This window comes from Loktanella salsilacus, assembly GCF_900114485.1.
Classification (GTDB): domain Bacteria; phylum Pseudomonadota; class Alphaproteobacteria; order Rhodobacterales; family Rhodobacteraceae; genus Loktanella; species Loktanella salsilacus.
In genome coordinates this window covers 93,768-111,358 of record NZ_FOTF01000011.1, presented here as the reverse complement: position 1 = coordinate 111,358, position 17,591 = coordinate 93,768, and the positions used below count along the sequence as shown (strand labels likewise).

General features: G+C 59.5%; 20 protein-coding genes and 1 pseudogene. 15 read left to right on the top strand and 6 right to left on the bottom strand.

All coding sequences use genetic code 11. The features are described 5' to 3' along the window. Positions 1-249: 249 nt before the first annotated feature. Positions 250-681: a DM13 domain-containing protein gene (locus tag BM131_RS11620; protein ID WP_245754221.1), complete on the bottom strand. Its 432-nt coding sequence runs from the start codon at positions 679-681 to the stop codon at positions 250-252. Positions 682-795: 114 nt separating this feature from the next. On the opposite strand from BM131_RS11620, the gene BM131_RS11615 reads away from it, so the two are divergent. The 9 genes and pseudogenes from BM131_RS11615 (at position 796) to BM131_RS11570 (ending at position 9,881) form a co-directional block, all read left to right on the top strand. Then, the gene (locus BM131_RS11615) at positions 796-1,398 is read left to right on the top strand and encodes a TetR/AcrR family transcriptional regulator (RefSeq protein ID WP_090189624.1); all 603 of its coding nucleotides are present in this window, start codon (positions 796-798) and stop codon (positions 1,396-1,398) included. Between the two features lie 123 nt (positions 1,399-1,521). Further along, positions 1,522-1,854, top strand: a pseudogene (locus BM131_RS11610) (IS3 family transposase); the annotation flags it as partial. Positions 1,855-2,241: 387 nt separating this feature from the next. Further along, on the top strand, positions 2,242-3,543 hold the full coding sequence (locus BM131_RS11600; protein WP_090189618.1) for an extracellular solute-binding protein: 1,302 nt from the start codon (positions 2,242-2,244) through the stop codon (positions 3,541-3,543). A gap of 57 nt (positions 3,544-3,600) precedes the next feature. Continuing rightward, positions 3,601-4,482 carry an ABC transporter permease subunit gene (locus BM131_RS11595; RefSeq protein WP_090189615.1) on the top strand — a complete coding sequence of 294 codons (882 nt, stop codon included), beginning with the start codon at positions 3,601-3,603 and terminating at the stop codon, positions 4,480-4,482. 12 nt (positions 4,483-4,494) lie between these two features. Continuing rightward, positions 4,495-5,358 carry an ABC transporter permease subunit gene (locus BM131_RS11590; RefSeq protein ID WP_090189612.1) on the top strand — a complete coding sequence of 288 codons (864 nt, stop codon included), beginning with the start codon at positions 4,495-4,497 and terminating at the stop codon, positions 5,356-5,358. An 11-nt stretch (positions 5,359-5,369) separates the two neighbouring features. Beyond that, entirely contained in the window at positions 5,370-6,413 is a 1,044-nt protein-coding gene (locus tag BM131_RS11585; protein ID WP_090189610.1) for an ABC transporter ATP-binding protein, read from the top strand. After that, on the top strand, positions 6,410-7,414 hold the full coding sequence (locus tag BM131_RS11580; RefSeq protein ID WP_090189608.1) for an endonuclease/exonuclease/phosphatase family protein: 1,005 nt from the start codon (positions 6,410-6,412) through the stop codon (positions 7,412-7,414). Before BM131_RS11585 ends, BM131_RS11580 begins: the two co-directional genes overlap by 4 nt. Before the next feature lie 139 nt (positions 7,415-7,553). Continuing rightward, positions 7,554-7,964 carry a SpoIIAA family protein gene (locus BM131_RS11575; protein ID WP_090189607.1) on the top strand — a complete coding sequence of 137 codons (411 nt, stop codon included), beginning with the start codon at positions 7,554-7,556 and terminating at the stop codon, positions 7,962-7,964. A 60-nt stretch (positions 7,965-8,024) separates the two neighbouring features. Beyond that, the gene (locus tag BM131_RS11570; protein WP_090189605.1) at positions 8,025-9,881 is read left to right on the top strand and encodes a heavy metal translocating P-type ATPase; all 1,857 of its coding nucleotides are present in this window, start codon (positions 8,025-8,027) and stop codon (positions 9,879-9,881) included. Positions 9,882-9,900: 19 nt separating this feature from the next. Here BM131_RS11570 and BM131_RS11565 read toward each other — a convergent pair whose 3' ends face one another. From BM131_RS11565 to BM131_RS11545, 5 genes are all read right to left on the bottom strand, one after another. Further along, the gene (locus BM131_RS11565; protein WP_090189603.1) at positions 9,901-10,578 is read right to left on the bottom strand and encodes an ABC transporter ATP-binding protein; all 678 of its coding nucleotides are present in this window, start codon (positions 10,576-10,578) and stop codon (positions 9,901-9,903) included. Beyond that, on the bottom strand, positions 10,575-11,780 hold the full coding sequence (locus BM131_RS11560; RefSeq protein WP_090189602.1) for an ABC transporter permease: 1,206 nt from the start codon (positions 11,778-11,780) through the stop codon (positions 10,575-10,577). Before BM131_RS11560 ends, BM131_RS11565 begins: the two co-directional genes overlap by 4 nt. Continuing rightward, entirely contained in the window at positions 11,780-12,913 is a 1,134-nt protein-coding gene (locus tag BM131_RS11555) for an efflux RND transporter periplasmic adaptor subunit (protein ID WP_245754220.1), read from the bottom strand. Before BM131_RS11555 ends, BM131_RS11560 begins: the two co-directional genes overlap by 1 nt. 181 nt (positions 12,914-13,094) lie before the next feature. Continuing rightward, a complete protein-coding gene (locus BM131_RS11550) occupies positions 13,095-13,430 on the bottom strand; it encodes an ArsR/SmtB family transcription factor (protein ID WP_245754219.1) in 336 nt (111 codons plus the stop codon). 72 nt (positions 13,431-13,502) lie between these two features. Then, entirely contained in the window at positions 13,503-13,883 is a 381-nt protein-coding gene (locus BM131_RS11545) for a hypothetical protein (protein ID WP_090189600.1), read from the bottom strand. A gap of 82 nt (positions 13,884-13,965) precedes the next feature. On the opposite strand from BM131_RS11545, the gene BM131_RS11540 reads away from it, so the two are divergent. From BM131_RS11540 to soxA, 6 genes are all read left to right on the top strand, one after another. Continuing rightward, positions 13,966-14,703, top strand: coding sequence for a cytochrome c biogenesis CcdA family protein (locus BM131_RS11540; RefSeq protein WP_090189598.1), 738 nt, complete (start codon positions 13,966-13,968; stop codon positions 14,701-14,703). A gap of 12 nt (positions 14,704-14,715) precedes the next feature. Next, complete coding sequence (locus BM131_RS11535) at positions 14,716-15,279, top strand: thioredoxin family protein (RefSeq protein WP_090189596.1); 564 nt, start codon at positions 14,716-14,718, stop codon at positions 15,277-15,279. A 122-nt stretch (positions 15,280-15,401) separates the two neighbouring features. After that, positions 15,402-15,872, top strand: a complete 471-nt coding sequence (soxX, locus tag BM131_RS11530) for a sulfur oxidation c-type cytochrome SoxX (protein WP_090189594.1) — start codon at positions 15,402-15,404, stop codon at positions 15,870-15,872. A gap of 26 nt (positions 15,873-15,898) precedes the next feature. Continuing rightward, the gene (soxY, locus tag BM131_RS11525) at positions 15,899-16,318 is read left to right on the top strand and encodes a thiosulfate oxidation carrier protein SoxY (protein ID WP_090189592.1); all 420 of its coding nucleotides are present in this window, start codon (positions 15,899-15,901) and stop codon (positions 16,316-16,318) included. Positions 16,319-16,335: 17 nt separating this feature from the next. Then, on the top strand, positions 16,336-16,665 hold the full coding sequence (gene soxZ / locus BM131_RS11520; protein ID WP_090189590.1) for a thiosulfate oxidation carrier complex protein SoxZ: 330 nt from the start codon (positions 16,336-16,338) through the stop codon (positions 16,663-16,665). A 33-nt stretch (positions 16,666-16,698) separates the two neighbouring features. Beyond that, the gene (gene soxA, locus BM131_RS11515) at positions 16,699-17,541 is read left to right on the top strand and encodes a sulfur oxidation c-type cytochrome SoxA (protein ID WP_090189588.1); all 843 of its coding nucleotides are present in this window, start codon (positions 16,699-16,701) and stop codon (positions 17,539-17,541) included. The last annotated feature ends 50 nt before the right edge of the window (positions 17,542-17,591 follow it).

Genomic DNA, 17,591 nt, shown 5'->3' with positions numbered 1-17,591 from the left:
CGGTATGTCCGCTGTAGTCTAGAGCGAAGCGACAAGACCAAATGTCACGGCGGGGCAAGCGGTCATTCTTCGAAAATGCAGCGAAGGTCCGCTATCAGGTGAGGGGCAAAAACCTTCAACAATTGGCTGGGTTTTGAGCGAGGGTTTTGGCAGCCCGCAAATATTCAATAAAATTAGAAATGGCCCACACCGGAGAGGACGGTGCAGGCCATATCGTTAAGGTATGCGGCGGGAGCCGCATGTGCGATGCTATTTCAGAGATGCAACTCCGAGCGAAACACTGAACTCGTCGCACCAGATATAGACTTCGTTGAAGTCATCAACATTTACAGACGCTGGAACCACGTAGGCTTGGAGGCCACCAAAATTTACCAGATCGCCAAGATCGGATGCTTTGACGTATTCGCCATCTTTGCCAAAGCCAACGCTTGGGTCTGGCGCGCCGTCGAGGCTGAAGTCTGTGTCGAGGATAACAATAGCGCCACCGCCTTCAGTTTTCACAACAGTGACACCACCTGTCGTGATGTGATTATTGGCACCCGTGAAGGTTCCTGTGACAGCTACTTCTTCAGCTGACGACAAGGTTGGAGTCAGTGCTGCTACGGCTAGAAAGGTTGCGGCTGCGGCGGTTGTGAAGAGCGATTTCATCGTAAATTCCTTAGATTGGTTTGGCAGTTTCATGTCTGCTGTGCCTCTAAGTTAGAGTTCTGTACTGATCGGTACAATACACAGTTTCGTTAGTTGTGTACTTATCAGTACATAACTATAGCTTACGGAAGATAAGGAGTTTTCTTTATGGCCCGCCCTAGGAAATTTGATATCGAGGACGCCCTCAAAGACGCGATGAATATCTTTTGGCAGCATGGCTATGATGCTGCATCTCTCGCGGTTCTTCTTGAGGGAATGGGGATGACCCGCAGTAGTCTTTATCAAGCGTTTGTAGACAAGAAGACCTTGTTCCTGAAAGCTCTCGACAGGTATGAAGTCGAGGCAGTCGATGCGGCTATTGCGGTATTGACGACTGGGTCTGAAGATGGCGCAGAGCGCATTGACAGGCTTTTCTGCAGCGTAATCGAAGCTGTGAAAAACGGTGATCAGCGAGGGTGTTTATTGTGTTCCGCAGCTGCTGGTCCTGCGGCAGTAGACCCAGATATTTCGGAAGTCGTGCAACGGCAACTCAACAAGATGAGCCAAGCATTTTATGTGGCACTGACACAATCGGCCGCCCACGCGCATACGAGCGAGCAGGAGCGGGGGGATATGGCAGAAATGCTCCTCTCTCAATATGTTGGGCTTCGCACAATGATCAGATCGAAAACCCGAGACGAGGCAGTCCAAAAGAGCGTGAATGCCATGAGAAAATTTGTTGGCGGCGGGAGGTCGGAAGTGTCTGCATGAGCAGACACTGATCCAACAAACAACAAATCAGGCTGCCGCAAAGCAGTCCGTGAGCAGCCTGCTCAAAATGACTTCATAGCAATATATAGCATTCAAAAACGACCGTCTTTGGAACGGTTCGCTGAACCAAAACAGAGAGTGATGATCCACTCCGACCAGGGCTCTCCGTTCACCAGTACAGAGTCGCGATCGTTTCTTAGCAAACATGATCTGGATGCCAGTATGAGCAGGCGTGGGAGCCGCCATGACGCTGCTGTCGCAGCGAGTTTGTTCCAGCTTTTGAAACGGGAACGGATCAGGCGGCAGAGATACCTCACACGGGGTGCTGCAAGGCATGACGTGTTCGATTACATCGAGAGGTTTTACAACCCAACACGCAAGCACACCAACAACGGCACGCTGTCGCCGGTTGACTATGAAGGAAGAGAGTTGAACCTGAAAAAAGCAGGCATCTAGGAAACTAGGGGCACCTCATGTCGCGGTTTGACGGCGTATTCAGGCACTCTTTATCTCTCGCGCCTTTGCATCGCTTTCAGAGCAACCGTTGTCGATTCAGGTGAATATCCTCGAAGATCGCAGCGTAGATCCTCTTCAAGCACGGGCAACGTTGCCGCCAACCTCTTCACACAAATCGATAAAAAGCTTCACATTCCTGTTACAGCCCAACGCCATGTCAGGCGCAGTGATTGGCGCGGGGGTGGTCAGGCGATGGCCGCTGCTCTTGCGTCTCTTCATCTTTGGGGGACCACCAAGGTCCAAAAAATCGGCGCAGCCGGTGCCCGCGGGGGCCGCTGCGTTATTGCACGTGCCCAGCATGGGCATACAAAAGACCGGAGCTAACACATGACCCGAATTTCACTCGCCTCGGCCGCTGCGCTGGCACTTTTTGCCAATGCCGCATCCGCCCAGACCGAAATCAGCTGGTGGCATGCCATGGGCGGCGCGCTGGGCGACACGGTCAACCAGATCGCGACCGATTTCAACGCCAGCCAGTCCGACTATGTCATCACCCCCGTGTTCAAAGGCACCTACGAAGAGGCCTTGACCGCTGGCATCGCCGCCTTCCGCGCAGGCGAGCAGCCGAACATCTTGCAAGTTTTTGACGCTGGCGCAGCGACCGTGATTGCCGCCCAAGGCGCGACCATTCCGGTGCAGGATCTGTTGATCGACAACGGTGTCGATTTCAACATCGAAGACTACATCTCCGGCGTGCGCTACTTCTACGCCGATAGCGAAGACAAGATGATCGGCATGCCGTTCAACTCTTCCTCGCCCATCATGTACTACAACGTGCAAGCGCTGGAAGCCGCAGGCGTCACCCCGCCCAAGACCTACGAAGAATTCGAAACCGTGACCGCCCCCGCGCTGGTCGAAGCCGGCTATATCCCGCTGGCGCAGTCCCACTCCCCGTGGATCTGGGTCGAAAACTTCATGTCCCGCCATGATCTGCCGTTTGCCACGAACGACAACGGCTACACCGGTCTGGACACCCAGATCCTAGTGAATTCGCCAGAGCTGAAAATGCACTGGAACAAGGTCAAGGAATGGCGCGATGCGGGTTTCTACGAATGGTACGGTGCCGCTTGGAACGACAACCAAAAGCCGTTTGAAGAAGGTAAAGTCGCGATCTGGATGGGCTCTTCGGGTTCTTTCGGTGGGCTAAGCAAACTGGACCTGCCCTTCGATTTTTCGGCAACTGTTTTGCCGTACTGGGAATCTGTCACGGCAGAGCCAAAGCAGACCTTTATCGGCGGCGCGGCGCTCTTCGCCATGTCCGGCAAGTCTGAAGCGGAAAACGCCGCAACGGCTGCGTTCTTTCAGTACCTGACATCGCCTGAAACGCAGGTCATGTGGCACAAGGAAACCGGTTACGTTCCGGTCACCACCGCTGCCTACGAGATGGCCAAGGCTGAAGGCTACTATGACGAACTGCCTGCTGCTGAAGTTGGCATCGAGCAGCTGTCGCTGCCCGCAGGCGAGTACACCAAAGGCTATCGCATGGGCTTTTACGTGCAGATCCGCGACGTGATGAACCGCGAATTTGGCCGCATCCTGGCCGGTGATACCAGTGTCGACGACGCCTTCACCGCGATCGAGGCCGAATCGAACGAGCTGCTGGCGAAGTTCGCCCAGACCCAAGGCTAATCACGAAAAATCGCCGAAGGCCCCCTGCGGCCTTCGGCACCCCTTTGGAAATGTCTCATGAAACGTGCCGGATTTACCTCAGCATGGCTGCCAGCCATGCTTTTACTGCCTCAATTGGCAGTCATCGCGATCTTCTTTTACTGGCCCGCAGCCCACGCGCTGCGATCATCATTTTACCTCCAAGACCCCTTCGGGTTCGGTGAAACCTTTGTCGGGCTGTCAAACTTCACATCCCTGCTGACATCCGCCGCCTATAGCCGCGCCGCGTGGTTCACGGTGTTCTTTACGCTGATCGTCACCTTCGGATCGCTTAGCATCGCGCTGCTGCTTGCGGTTAAGGCCGACAAGGTCATTCGGGGGGCTAAGACCTATCGCACGCTGCTGATGTGGGTCTATGCCGTCGCCCCGCCCGTGGCCGGCGTGATCGGTCTGATCATGTTCAACCAAAGCTGGGGGCCGCTCAAGGAATTCTTTGCGCTGTTCGGCTGGGACTTCAAACTGGGCGTGAACTACTTCGATACCGCCTTTGCAATGATCGCCGTGTCGATCTGGAAACAGGTGCCGGTCAATTTCATCTTCTTCCTGTCTGGCCTGCAATCGATCCCGAAATCAGTGCGCGAGGCGGCGTTGATCGACAACCGTTCTGCCACAGGTCGGTTCTGGGACATTACCTTTCCGCTGTTGGCCCCAACTGGGTTTTTCCTGCTGATCACCAATATTACCTACGCGATGTTCGACACCTTCGGCGTGATCGACACGGTGCTAAAGGGGCAGCCGGGCAACAACCCGATGACGCTGGTCTACAAGGTCTATGTTGACGGCTTTCGCGGCAACGATCTTGGCGGATCGTCTGCGCAATCGGTGGTGCTGATGGTGCTGGTTCTGGCGCTGACCGTGTTCCAGTTCCGCATGATCGAACGCCGCATCCATTACACCTGAAGGACCGTGCAGATGACAACTCACAAACGCCGCCTGCGGCTGTCCACGGTGGTGGACCACGCCATTCTGATCGCCGGATCGCTGCTGATGATCGTGCCAGTGCTGATGCTGGTGCAGATGACCTCTATGCCCGATCTGATTAATATGAAGACCGGGCCAAGCCTGTCGATTGGCGACCAATGGGTGCCCAACTTTGAAAAGGCGATGTTTCAGGCCGACGGCTTTTCCGGCATCAACACCGGTACGCGGATGCTGATGAACTCGTTCATCCTTGGCATCGGCTTTGCCTTCGGCAAGATTTTTGTCGGCATGCTTGCTGCCTATGCGATCGTTTACTTCCGCATGCGCTATGCCTCGCTCGCGTTCTGGATCATCTTTACCACGCTTCTTCTGCCGCTCGAAGTGCGCATTCTGCCGTCCTACGAAGTTGTGCAGCGACTGGGGATGCTGAACACCTATCAGGGCCTAATCATCCCGCTGATCGCTTCGGCCACCGCGACGTTCTTTTTCCGCCAATACTTCCGGTCGATACCAGAGGAGCTGGTCGAGGCCGCGCGCATCGACGGCGCCGGGCCCGTGCGGTTCTTTTTTGACATCCTGATCCCGCTTTCGCGCACCATGATCGCGGCGATGTTCATCATCATGTTTGTCTACGGCTGGAACCAATACCTTTGGCCCACCATGGTCACGACTGAAGAGGGGATGTTCACCCTTGTCCGCGGGATCAAGCAAATCACCCAGATGCTGGAAGGCAACCAGATCCCCGAATACGGCCGCGCTAATATGCTTGCCCTGATCGCGATCTTGCCCCCCGTTATGATCGTCATTTTCTTCCAAAGTTGGTTCGTCAAAGGCCTGACTGAATCCGACAAGTAAGGACCACACCCATGTCTCACGTCACACTGACCGCCCTGCGCAAGGTTTACGCCAACGGTTTTGAAGCCGTCAAACCCGCCAGCTATGCCATCACCCCCGGCGAATTCGTCGTGCTGGTCGGCCCTTCGGGCTGCGGTAAATCCACGATGCTGCGCATGATTGCGGGGCTCGAGGATATCTCTGACGGCACGCTGGAAATTGCGGGGCGCGTGGTCAATACGCTCGACCCCGCTGACCGCGATATCGCGATGGTGTTCCAGAACTATGCGCTTTACCCGCATATGACCGTGCGCAAGAACATCGGCTATGGCTTACAGAACCGCAAAATCCCCAAGGATGTCATCGCCGCAAAGGTGGCAGAAGCATCGGCCCTGCTGAACCTTGACGACTATCTTGACCGCAAGCCCAGCCAGTTGTCCGGCGGCCAGCGCCAGCGCGTCGCCATGGGCCGCGCCATTGTGCGAGACCCCGCGCTGTTCCTGTTTGACGAGCCGCTGTCGAACCTTGATGCCAAGCTGCGCAACCAGATGCGGATTGAAATCAAGGCCCTGCAACGCCGCCTTGGCGTCACCAGCATTTATGTCACCCACGATCAGGTCGAGGCGATGACCATGGCCGACCGCATCATCGTGATGAATGCAGGCCGGATCGAACAAATCGGCGCCCCGGCGGAAATCTATCACACCCCCGCGACGACCTTTGTCGCGTCGTTTATGGGGGCGCCGCCAATGAACTTGTTGGACGGCCAGATCGCTGGCGGTGCCGCACGTGTTGGCGATCATACGGTCATGACAGACGCGCCCGCAGCCCCGGGGCCGGTCACCGTTGGCATCCGGCCAGAGGATATTGTCGCCGACCCCAATGGCCCGCTGACCCTCGATATCGCCATCGTCGAAGAACTTGGTGCACACCGCCTGTTGCACGGCACATTGGCGGGCCAACAGCTGAGCGTTCACGTCGGTAAAGACAGCCCCGCCACGACCGGTCCTTTTCGCGCCGCGCTGAAGCCGGGCGCTGTGTCGCTCTTTGACGCCGGAACGGGGGAACGGCTGTGATCGCGACCTTGCCCGCGCTGCCGCTGGTAACAGCACAAGAGCGCACCGCCATTCTGTCCAGCCCGCGCACCGCCGTAGGCCACCGCGCCTTGATGCAGGCGATCCCGGCGATGAATGCGGTGCAATGCGGCGGCACGGCAAGCGCTGCGTCCTTGCCAGACACGCTGTCCGTCGCCGCGTGGAACGTCGAACGCTGCCTGTTCCCGCAGGCCAGTGCCGACCTGCTGCGCCCCTACGCGCCTGACATCGTGCTGTTGTCAGAGGTCGATCACGGCATGGCCCGCACCAGCCAACGCCACACCACGGCGGACATGGCCGGCGCGCTGGGCATGACCTATGCCTTCGGGGTGGAGTTTCATGAACTCGCCCTTGGTGGCCCGACAGAGCGTCATTTTTGCACCGATAATTTCAACGCGTGCGGGTGGCACGGCAATGCGATCCTAAGCCGGGTGCCGTTCGAGCGGGTCACGCTGGTCCGGCTGGACGACCATGGTCATTGGTTCGCCTCGGATGAGCGTGACGCCGACCCGAACCAGCCCCGCGTTGGCGGGCGAATGGCTTTGCTCGCTATTGTACCGACCGCTACGGGCGCGGTCTGCGCCGTGTCGACCCACCTTGAAAGCAACGCGAATGGTGCCCACCGCGCGCAGCAATTTGACCTGCTGATGGACGCCATCGACGCCTTTGCCCCCGGATTGCCCGTTGTGATCGGCGGGGACTTGAATACCGGCAACCACATGCCCCCGGATTTTGACTGGCGGGCAGAGCCGCTGTTCGAACGTGCAGTTTCGCGCGGTTATGACTGGTCCGCGACACCCGATGGCCTGACCACCCGCGCCAGCCTGATTACCCCGCACCCGGACCGCCAGATGAAGCTTGATTGGTTTGCCCTACGCGGCGCTGTGCCATTGGAAACAGCGCTTATCCCCGCGCAAGATCAAACCGGACGCCCCCTGTCGGACCATGATGCTGTGTGGTGCAGGCTGAAAACACAGGGCTAAGCTGTAGCGACTGGCGGATCTGCCGCCTCTGCTCGCACATCGGCGGCAGTTCTGAAAACCTGCATTATATTGACCTGAATCAACTCCAACGCCGCTGAACTGGCGCATTATGACGGTATTGAAACAGGGAGTGCCGCCGATGATGACTGTTACAAAACCAAGTCCGAACAGGGTCGACATCGTCTTGTCTGGCCTTCTTGATACGGCCGAAATGGGCGAAGCCCTTGATGATCTGATTGCGCAGTCAGCGGACGTCACCCACGGCCAGATGCTTTATACTGTGCAGGATTTTGAAATGCCGACGCTGGGCGCGATCACCGCTGAAATCGCGCGCATGCCCAACCTGCTGTCACTTCTGACCCGCTTTGATAAATGCGCGGTCCTCACCGACAGCCCCTGGCTGCGCACCGCTGCCGAATTTGAGGGCGCGATGATCCCGATGATCAGCATCAAGGGCTTTGCATTGGCAGACACCGCCAGGGCAGAAGCGTGGCTTGCGGATAAACCAGACGACGAGAACGAGGAACCCTTCGACAATTTCCCAGTCTAGGGTACGTCAAAGCCGCATGAAACGTCGTCCTCGCAGTGCCCTAAACAAAAGCGGTATCTTATGAAATCTGCCCCGCAAGACCGCCTTGTCACCGCATTGCTGATTATCGCTGCGCTTGGCCTGATCACGGGCAGCGTGTTGTGGCTGTCGGGCAGGGTGGATACGGCGAACATCGTCTGGGCGCTGGGCGTTTGCCCCGTGCTTGCAGTGCTCGTGATCGACATCCTGCGCAGCCTTTTAAAGGGCGAAGTCGGGCTAGATATCGTCGCGGCCCTGTCCATGTCAGCGGCGCTGCTCTTTGGCGAAACCCTTGCCGCCGCCGTTGTCGCGCTGATGTACACTGGCGGCACAGTTCTAGAGCATTTCGCCCAAGGCCGCGCCCGGCGCGAGATGTCTGCCCTGCTATCGCGCGTGCCGCGCACGGCTGCCCGGTATCGCGATGGCAGCTTGGAAGACGTGCCGCTGGACGTCATCGCGCCGGGGGACATGTTGCTGATCCGTCAAGGTGATGTGGCCCCCGTCGACGGCACCATAACCAGCGACAGCGCGATGCTGGACCTATCCGCCCTGACCGGAGAGTCGATGCCCGTGCGCGTGACGTCCGGGCAAAAGGTGATGAGCGGCGCGACCAATGCGGGCGATGCCTTTGACCTGCAGGTCACGCGGGCCGCTGCGCAAAGTACCTTTGCGGGGATCGTGCGGCTGGTCGAGGCGGCGCAGGCGTCTAAGGCACCAATGTCCCGGCTGGCGGACCGCTGGTCGCTGATGTTCCTTGTCGTCACGGTCACGCTTGCGACCGCTGCATGGTGGTTCACAGGCGATCCGATCCGCGCTGTCGCTGTTTTGGTGATCGCGACGCCGTGCCCGCTTATTCTGGCTGTGCCCGTCGCGCTGGTGGCTGGCCTGTCACGGGCTGCGCATTTTGGCGTTTTGATCAAAGGTGCCGGACCGCTAGAGGCATTGGCCCGCATCACGACGCTGATCCTTGATAAGACCGGCACGCTGACAGACGGGCGGCCTCAGATCGTGTCGATTACTGCGCAGGGCGCACTGACGCAGGACGAGGTTCTGTATTTTGCAGCCGCTCTTGATCAGGCGTCGCAACACCCGATCGCGCAGGCGATTGTCGCCGCAGCCAAGGCGGGCGGCGCGAATTTACCGGTGCCGCAGTCCATTGTGGAAACCCCCGGCGAAGGCGTCGCTGGCACGGTCGATGGTCGCCGCGTCGTTGTGGGCGGCGCGGATTTTGTCGCCGCAAAGGTCGGCTCTGCTGGCACCGACGCGGCAATGGCTGGTTCGGTTATCGTGGCGCTGGGCGTAGACGGCAAACCAGGCGGCTATCTGGTGATGGCCGATGCCCTGCGCCCGGGCACGGCGCAGCTGCTGGCCGGGCTGCGCGGCCTTGGCGTTGGTCGCATCCTGCTGGCCACCGGTGACCGCCGCGCCGTGGCCGACGCGGTGACGCAAGGGTTGCAACTGGACGCGGTCCACGCCGATCTGACACCGGATCGCAAGGTCGCGCTGGTCGTGGCCGAACATCAGACGGGGCGCGTGATGATGGTCGGTGACGGTGTGAACGACGCCCCCGCATTGGCGGCTGCCGACATCGGCGTTGCCATGGGCGCGCGCAGTGCCGCAGCATCGGCCGAAGCGGCCGATGTCGTACTGCTGGTCGACAACCTTGACCGCCTGCTGCCAGGGATTGAGATCGCGCAAAAGGCCCGCCAGATCGCAGTGCAAAGCGTTGCCGTCGGGATCGGCCTGTCTGTCGCAGGCATGGTCGTTGCGGCCCTTGGGTATTTGACGCCAGTGCAGGGGGCTGTCGCGCAAGAGCTTATTGATGTCGCGGTCATCCTTAACGCGCTGCGGGCACTGCGTATTTCGCCCAGTGTTTGGACAGCGCCAGCCACGACGTAACCCTGCAAGGCGTTCGGTTTTAGCCAGTCACCACCCCGTCTTTCACCAAAACCCGGCGGCGGCACAGCCCGGCGATGGTGTCGTCATGGGTCGAGATCAGGAAGGTCGTGCCTTCCTCTGCATTGATCTGCGCGATCAGCGCCATGACTTGCATCGCCGATGCGCGGTCAAGATTGCCCGTTGGCTCGTCCGCCAAGACCAGTTCGGGCGCGTTCATCAACGCGCGCGCGACGGCGACCCGCTGTTTCTGCCCGCCCGACAGATTGGCCGTGGGAAAGTCGATCCGGTCCGCTAGCCCCATACGCGCCAGTAAATCGCGCCCGCGGGTCCGGGCGGCTGCCGTTTCCCGGCCCTCGCGGACGGCGGTGGGAAACAGAACATTTTCCAGCGCGGTAAAGTCTGGCAGCAGGTTGTGGAATTGAAAAACGAACCCGATGTGCTTGTTGCGGAACTGGGTTAACTGCGCGTCACCAGCGGCCAGCAAGTCCTGCCCCAGCATCGTATAGCTGCCCGATGTCGGCTGCATCAACGTGCCAAGGATCGTCAGCAGCGTGCTTTTCCCAGATCCCGACGCGCCTAGCAGGGCGGCCATTTCGCCCTTTTCCAGCGCCAGCGTCAGACCGCGCAGGACGTGGGTTGCGGCATCGCCGGACCCGTAGGTCTTGACCAGACCGCGCACCTCTAGCAGGGCGCTCATTGGCCGATGGCCGTAACGGGATCGACGCGCGCGGCGGACCGTGCAGGCAGGATAGACGCGGCGATGGCACCGATGACGGTCAGCAGAATGGCAAGGCCATAGCTGCCCTGCGTGATGTCCATCGGCAAAGTGCCGGATCGAAACGCGTCGCGCGTTGGAAACGGCAAAAGCGCCAGATAACCAAGGCCTGCGCCCGTCAGGCCGCCCATCAAGCCGATCAGCGCCCCTTGGGTGACAAAAACAAAGACGACAAAGCCGCGCGATGCGCCCATCGCCCGCATGATCCCGATTTCCGGCCTGCGGCGATAGGTCGACAATAGCAGCGCCGAGGCGACGCCGATGACGATGGTGATCAGCGCGAAGGTCTTCAGGAAATATCCCGTCTGTGCCTGCGCGGCCAGCGCCTCCATCAGTTGCGCAGCACCGTCGGTCCAAGGCACGGCGTCCAATCCGGTCAGCGCTTGAATGCGCAGCGCTGTGGCATCCGCTGCGTTTAGGTCGGTCAGTTTAATTTCGATCCGCGTGGCCCCCTGCGGCAGACCAAAAAGCGAGCGGGCGGTGGACAGGCTGATGAAGGCGCGCGCGCCGTCCATGCTTCCGTTGCCCGTCTGATAGATCCCGCCGAGCGTCAGTAAAGCCGTCGCGCCCTGCGCCGTTTGCAGTCGCAGAACCTGACCGACGGACAAATCCAGATCATCCGTCAGGTCGCGTCCCAGCACGATGACGCCAGCGCCCAGCCTTTCGGACCCCGCGACCGTATAGCCGGCAAGGTTCAGGATCGCGGATTCCAGTCCCGGCTCTACCCCCGTCACGCTGACCTGCGACACCTGCGCGCCGCGTGTTAAAAAACCGGCCCCGGTGATTTGCGGGGAAACGGCTATGACGCCCGGCACGGTGGCAATCAAAGGGGCCCAAGTGGCGGCCTGCGATAGCGTTGCAGTGCGGGTGCTGCCGCGTTCTGACGCAAGCAGGACATGCCCCGGCGGCGTCACCAGAAGCGGGGGATCGGTATCCTCTGCCGTGATGGTGATGTGGGGGATGTCGCCCACGGTGCGCGACAGGATGAATTCCGCCAACCCGCCAATTAGCGCGGACATAAAGATAAAAATGAAAACGCCGACAGCGACGCCTAGCACCAAAAGCGCGGTCTGGGCCTTGCTGGCCGTCAGATACCGCGCCGCGATCTTGATGGCATAGCGCATCAGGGGGTCGCCACCGTAACGGATTGTCCGTCAGTGACACCGCTGGCATCCGTGATGACAACGTCGCCCACCGCAAGGCCGGATGTGGCGATCAGCCGATCTGCGGGCCAGTCCACGACAGACAGGGCGCGGCGTGCGGCCTTGCCGTCGGTGACAACATAAACATCGCCGCCTGCCAGCGCCGTGCGCGGAACCGTCAGCGCGGCGTCCCGCTGGTCAACGACGATATTGGCCACCACGGTCAGGCCGATGGGGGCCTTAGTCGGGGCATCAAATGTCATCTTAATCGCAAGCCCGCCGGTGGTGACGTCCACCCGGTCAGAGACAAAGCTGACATGGCCATCGCGCACTTCGCTTTCGCCAGCGAGCTGCAAATGCGCAGTCTGCTGCAAGGCGATCTGCGTGGCATAGGCTTCATCCACGTCCGCCGCGACCACGATGTCGCCCAGATCGGCAAGGGTCAGTAGGGGAAGGGTGGGGCCAACGATCTGTCCCGCCTCGACCTGTAGTTGCAGCACGCTACCCGCGATCGGCGCACGAATCGTCAGATTGTCCAATGCCACCTGCGCCTGATCAAGCAGGGCGGTTTGACGCGCAACCTCTTGATCTGCGGACTGCACAGCGCGGGCGTCCGCCTCTAGCACGGCGCGGGCGACGTTGGTGCCAAGCGCCTTGGCGCGGGCGTAGGTTTCCGTTGCTTCAGTTTGGGCAACCAAGGCCGCGTCTAGGCCCGCGACCGCTTGGCGCAAAACGGTGTTCTGCGCGGCGGTGTCGACCTGTGCCAGCGGTTGACCTGCTGCTACGACGTCGCCTTCGGCCACCATAAGCTCTGTCAGATTGCCACTGGCGACGGACCGCACGTCGACCGGTCTGACCGCCGCAACCCGGCCGTTGACCGCAAGGATTCGCGTCACGGGGGCAAGCGCTGCGACCTCAACCGCGACCAGTGGCGGGGCGGCAGGCCAAAGCGTAATATACGCCAGAGCCGACAAGGCGACAGCGACCACAAAGCCGCTGATCCATCGCCACCAACGCCGCGGGGCAGGGGCCGCTTTGATCACGGCAGGGACCTGATGCGGCGGTTGCTGCGGGACCACCGCGGTGGCTGGTGTGACTGTCGGTGCCGGGTTCAAGACAAAACCTTTCGTAGAGCGGGGGCCGTTCAGGCTGCGTGACCTGAAGGGGCGCTACCCGATGACACTACGATAGGCGTTTGATGCACAATTGCTTTGATCTAAATCAGCCGCGCGATGCGCGCTGGGACAGGCCAAGCCAAGGTTTTGCAGACACTGACGCTGCCGGAATGGGCAGTGCCTAGTCGCGGCTGCAGAACAGATCGTAGACCAGATCGATCACCTGACGGGACCGGTCGTCTGCAAGGCTATAGAAAATCGTTTTGCCGTCACGGCGCGGTACGACGAATCCTTCTAGCCGCAAGCGTGCCAGCTGTTGCGACACAGCGGCCTGCCGGGCAGAGAGCAACGCCTCTAGTTCCGTCACGGATTTCTCGCCGCTGGCCAAGTGACACAGGATCATCAGCCGCCCCTCGTGGCTGATCGCCTTAAGAAAATTCGCCGCCTCGGTGGCGTTCTTCATCATCTTGTCGAGGTCTTCACCCCGGATGCTGTCATCAATGATCGGAATACCCACAGGCCAGCCTATTGTTCTAAGTCATTTTTGGTCACAAGACCTTTAGTGCATGAAGATCGCCGCGTCATGCGTCTAATTGATCACTTCACTGCCAGCGTCCGCGAACATGCTGTCCAGCAGACCCCAGAAAAAATCAGGCCCCGGATAGCCTTCGATACGGTTCACTTCCGTGCCCGCGGCGATCAGCACAAAGGTCGGCGTAAAGACCACGGGCCGGGCAAGGGTCAGATCGTCCGGCACCGGGTCGCGCAGATCAATGCGCCGCAGTGGTGCTAAAGCGGCTTCTGGCGTTTTGGGATAGATCGGCCCAATTTCGGCGTTCCACCGGACGCACCACTGGCAGCCAGCCTGTTCGACCATCACCAATTCCATCGCGGGTCCGGTGTCCTGCGCCGCGGCGGGGGCGCCGGCCAAGAGCATCATCGCGCCAAGCGCAGTGCGAAGTGTGATCATAGTCGCAACCTTCCACGGCGATTGACGGAATGCATTACATAACTCATAATTTGAATATGTGAATAACTCAAGGAACGTACGCGTGTTCGATATGACATACCTTGGGGCCGCATTCGCAGGCTTGCTGTCGTTCTTTACGCCCTGCATCTTACCGATGGTGCCGTTCTATCTGTGCTACATGGCCGGAATTTCCATGTCAGAACTGCGCGGCGACGATGAAATCGCCCCCGGTGCGCAGGGCCGATTGGTGCTGCAGGCCGTGTTCTTTGCGCTGGGCGTCACGACGATTTTTATGCTGCTTGGCATGGGGGCAACGGCGGTAGGCCAAGCCTTTGGTCAGTGGAAGCAGCCTCTTAGCTATGTCGCGGCGGCGGTGCTGTTCGTGTTTGGTCTGCATTTCCTTGGTGTGGTCCGCATCCCGTTTTTGTACCGCGAAGCGCGCGTTGAAAGCAAAGTCGAGCCGACGACTGTTGTCGGGGCCTATGTTATGGGCCTTGCCTTTGGTTTCGGCTGGACGCCCTGCGTCGGGCCAGCGTTGGCGGCGATCCTGATGATCGCCAGCGGCATGGGTGACATCTGGCGCGGCGCGTTGTTGCTGGCCGTTTACGGTGTCGGCATGACTGCCCCATTTGTGGTGGCCGCGCTATTTGCAAAGCCCTTTCTAGGCTGGGTGCAACGGCACCGCGCCGCCATGGGTTATGTTGAAAAGGCGATGGGGATCATGCTGATTATCTTCGCCATTTTGATCGTTACCAATTCCATAAATGTCATTGCCCAATGGATGATCGACACCATTCCTGGTGCCGGATCTCTTGGCTAAAGGGAGGATAAGATGCTGAAATCACTCACGCTTGCGCTGGCTCTTGTTGCTGCGCCCGTCATGTCCGCCACGGTTGGCGACGATGGGCTGCACAAGGCACCGTGGATCATCGACACCTTCAAGGACCTGCGCGAGGATTTGGCCGACGCGGGTGCCGAGGGCAAGCGCCTGATGGTCATCATCGAGCAACGCGGCTGCATCTATTGCACCAAAATGCACGAGGAGGTTTTCGTGCTGCCGGTCATCGAAAAGCTGCTGACCGACGACTATTATGTGGTGCAGCTCAACATGTTTGGCGATCTTGATGTCACGGACTTTGACGGCACCGTGCTGCCGGAAAAGGACATGATCGCGCGGTGGAATATGATGTTCACCCCAACCATGATGTTTATGCCCGAATCTGTCCCGGACGATGTTACCGCCGTGCAGGCCGCTGTCGCCACCGTGCCGGGTGCTTTTGGCAAATTTACGACCTTCAATATGCTGAACTGGGTCAAGAATCATGGCTACGACAGCGACGAGCCGTTCCAAAAATACCATGCCCGCATGATCGAGGCGGGTGCCTTTCCTGAATGATCCCAGCGACTTGAGTATGCCGCACTGCAGAAACATTCAAGAATTGTAATTTGTAATTGCGTTATGCTGTCACACCGGTCTACCCTGTATGCAACGGAATGCGAACATGCAGGGGAGGTGTCATGAACCGCACGCTTACAGCCATCGCAGGGGTATGCCTTGCTACGACTGCTGCCGCGCAAGAGGTGGCACCACTCGACGTCAGCTTTGATGAATACGGTGCAATTGCCGCGTCCTTGTCCGGTGTTCCGGGCGATGCGGCCGCCGGCAAAGAGGTGATGTCAGAACGCAGCATCGGGAACTGTGTGGCCTGTCATCAGGTCACCGCGCTCGAGGCTACGTTTCAAGGCAATGTCGGCCCGTCTTTGGACGGTGCAGCGGATCGCTGGGATGAATCCCAGCTGCGCGGCATCGTGGCAAACGCCAAGATGACGTTCCCGGAAACGGTCATGCCCGCCTTTTACAAGGTCAACGGCTATATCCGCCCCGGCGACGCCTACACTGGCAAGGCAGGCACAGAACCACTGCCGCCACTGCTGAGCGCACAACAGATCGAAGACGTCGTCGCCTATCTGACGACGCTCAAGGAATAACGCGGCCCAAAGGAAGAGGTCATCCGATGACAATCACACGTAGACAAACATTTATGATGGCGCTTGGCGCGTCCGTCGCAGCGGCCATGCCGTTTCGCGCTTTTGCTGACGCGTCCGAAGACTCGATCGCAGCCTTTACCGGCGGTGCCGAGATGGGAACCGAAGGTCTGACGCTGACCGCGCCAGAGATCGCGGAAAACGGCAACACCGTCCCGGTCGAAGTCAGCGCACCCGGCGCTGTGTCAATCATGCTGCTGGCCACGGGCAACCCGACGCCAGACGCCGCGATCTTTAACTTCGGCCCGCTGGCTGCGTCGCAAACGGCGTCCACCCGGATCCGCTTGGCCAAGACGCAGAACGTGATGGCGATTGCGAAAATGGCGGACGGCAGCTTCGTTCAGGCCACGCAAGAAGTGAAGGTTACCATCGGCGGCTGCGGCGGCTGATCAGGAGGATATGAACAATGGCTGACAACGTAAAACCCAAGGTCCGCGTACCCAAAACAGCGGCCGCAGGCGAGGCGATCACGCTGAAGACCCTGATTTCGCACCCAATGGAATCCGGGCAGCGCAAGGATGACGCGGGCAACCTGATTCCGCGCTCGATCATCAATCGCTTTACCTGTGAATTCAACGGCCAGAGCGTCATCGACGTGACGATGGAACCGGCGATTTCCACCAACCCTTATTTCGAGTTCGAGGCCACCGTGCCAGAGGCCGGGACATTCACCTTCACATGGTATGACGACGACGGCTCCGTCTACACCGAAAGCCAGGACATCGCGATCGGGTAACCCGAAGCGGAGGACGACAGGGGAGGGACGACAATGAGAACAACAGGACTTTTGACCGCCGCCATCGCATTGGTTGCGACCGGTGCTGTGGCCCAAGATGACCACCAGCTGGTCACAAACGGCGACATCGAAATCGTGACCGAAGCGCCCGCGCCCGACTATATTTCGGGCCTGCGCACAATCTACTCTGGCTGGCGTTTCCGCGACGCGTCGCTGCAGGAAATGCAGATGGACGACTTCGAAAACCCGGCCATCATCGCCGTCGATAAAGCCATCGTGCAATGGTCAACGGTGGACGGCACCGAAGGCAAATCCTGCGCGTCCTGCCACGAAGATGTAGAGCAAAGCATGCTTGGCGTGCGCGCGGTCTATCCGAAATGGAACGAGGACGCAGGCGAAGTGCGCACCCTTGCGATGCAGATCAACGACTGCCGCACCGAGAACATGGGGGCCGAGGCGTGGAAATACGACGGCTCTGACATGACCGGGGCAGAGGCGCTGATTTCCATGCAATCACGCGGCATGCCGGTCAACGTGGCCATTGATGGCCCCGTGGCTGACACCTGGAAGCAGGGCGAAGAGATGTATTACACGCGCTATGGCCAGCTAGAGTTGTCCTGCGCGTCCTGCCATGAAGAAAACTATGACAACTACATCCGCGCTGACCACCTGAGCCAAGGCCAGATCAACGGCTTCCCGGCGTTCCGTCTGAAAAACGACGGTTTGGTGCAGACGCACAACCGCTTTAAGGGCTGTATCCGCGACACGCGTGCGGAAACCTATAGCCCAGGCAGCGCCGAATTCGTCGCGCTAGAGCTTTATGTTGCATCGCGCGGTAACGGCCTGTCGGTCGAAGCGCCGTCAGTTCGCCCGTAACAAACAAGCCCGCGCGTGGTTTTCCCATGCGCGGGCTTTTCTGCCTCTCA

Bases quoted from the DNA above. Each gene is read 5' to 3' on its own strand.
- BM131_RS11620 (WP_245754221.1), bottom strand. From the start codon at position 681: ATGAAACTGCCAAACCAATCTAAGGAATTTACGATGAAATCGCTCTTC.
- BM131_RS11570 (WP_090189605.1), top strand. From the start codon at position 8,025: ATGAAATCTGCCCCGCAAGACCGCCTTGTCACCGCATTGCTGATTATC.
- BM131_RS11600 (WP_090189618.1), top strand. From the start codon at position 2,242: ATGACCCGAATTTCACTCGCCTCGGCCGCTGCGCTGGCACTTTTTGCC.
- BM131_RS11575 (WP_090189607.1), top strand. From the start codon at position 7,554: ATGATGACTGTTACAAAACCAAGTCCGAACAGGGTCGACATCGTCTTG.
- BM131_RS11545 (WP_090189600.1), bottom strand. From the start codon at position 13,883: ATGATCACACTTCGCACTGCGCTTGGCGCGATGATGCTCTTGGCCGGC.
- soxA (WP_090189588.1), top strand. From the start codon at position 16,699: ATGAGAACAACAGGACTTTTGACCGCCGCCATCGCATTGGTTGCGACC.
- soxX (WP_090189594.1), top strand. From the start codon at position 15,402: ATGAACCGCACGCTTACAGCCATCGCAGGGGTATGCCTTGCTACGACT.
- BM131_RS11585 (WP_090189610.1), top strand. From the start codon at position 5,370: ATGTCTCACGTCACACTGACCGCCCTGCGCAAGGTTTACGCCAACGGT.
- BM131_RS11595 (WP_090189615.1), top strand. From the start codon at position 3,601: ATGAAACGTGCCGGATTTACCTCAGCATGGCTGCCAGCCATGCTTTTA.
- BM131_RS11590 (WP_090189612.1), top strand. From the start codon at position 4,495: ATGACAACTCACAAACGCCGCCTGCGGCTGTCCACGGTGGTGGACCAC.
- BM131_RS11615 (WP_090189624.1), top strand. From the start codon at position 796: ATGGCCCGCCCTAGGAAATTTGATATCGAGGACGCCCTCAAAGACGCG.
- BM131_RS11565 (WP_090189603.1), bottom strand. From the start codon at position 10,578: ATGAGCGCCCTGCTAGAGGTGCGCGGTCTGGTCAAGACCTACGGGTCC.
- soxY (WP_090189592.1), top strand. From the start codon at position 15,899: ATGACAATCACACGTAGACAAACATTTATGATGGCGCTTGGCGCGTCC.
- BM131_RS11560 (WP_090189602.1), bottom strand. From the start codon at position 11,780: ATGCGCTATGCCATCAAGATCGCGGCGCGGTATCTGACGGCCAGCAAG.
- soxZ (WP_090189590.1), top strand. From the start codon at position 16,336: ATGGCTGACAACGTAAAACCCAAGGTCCGCGTACCCAAAACAGCGGCC.
- BM131_RS11535 (WP_090189596.1), top strand. From the start codon at position 14,716: ATGCTGAAATCACTCACGCTTGCGCTGGCTCTTGTTGCTGCGCCCGTC.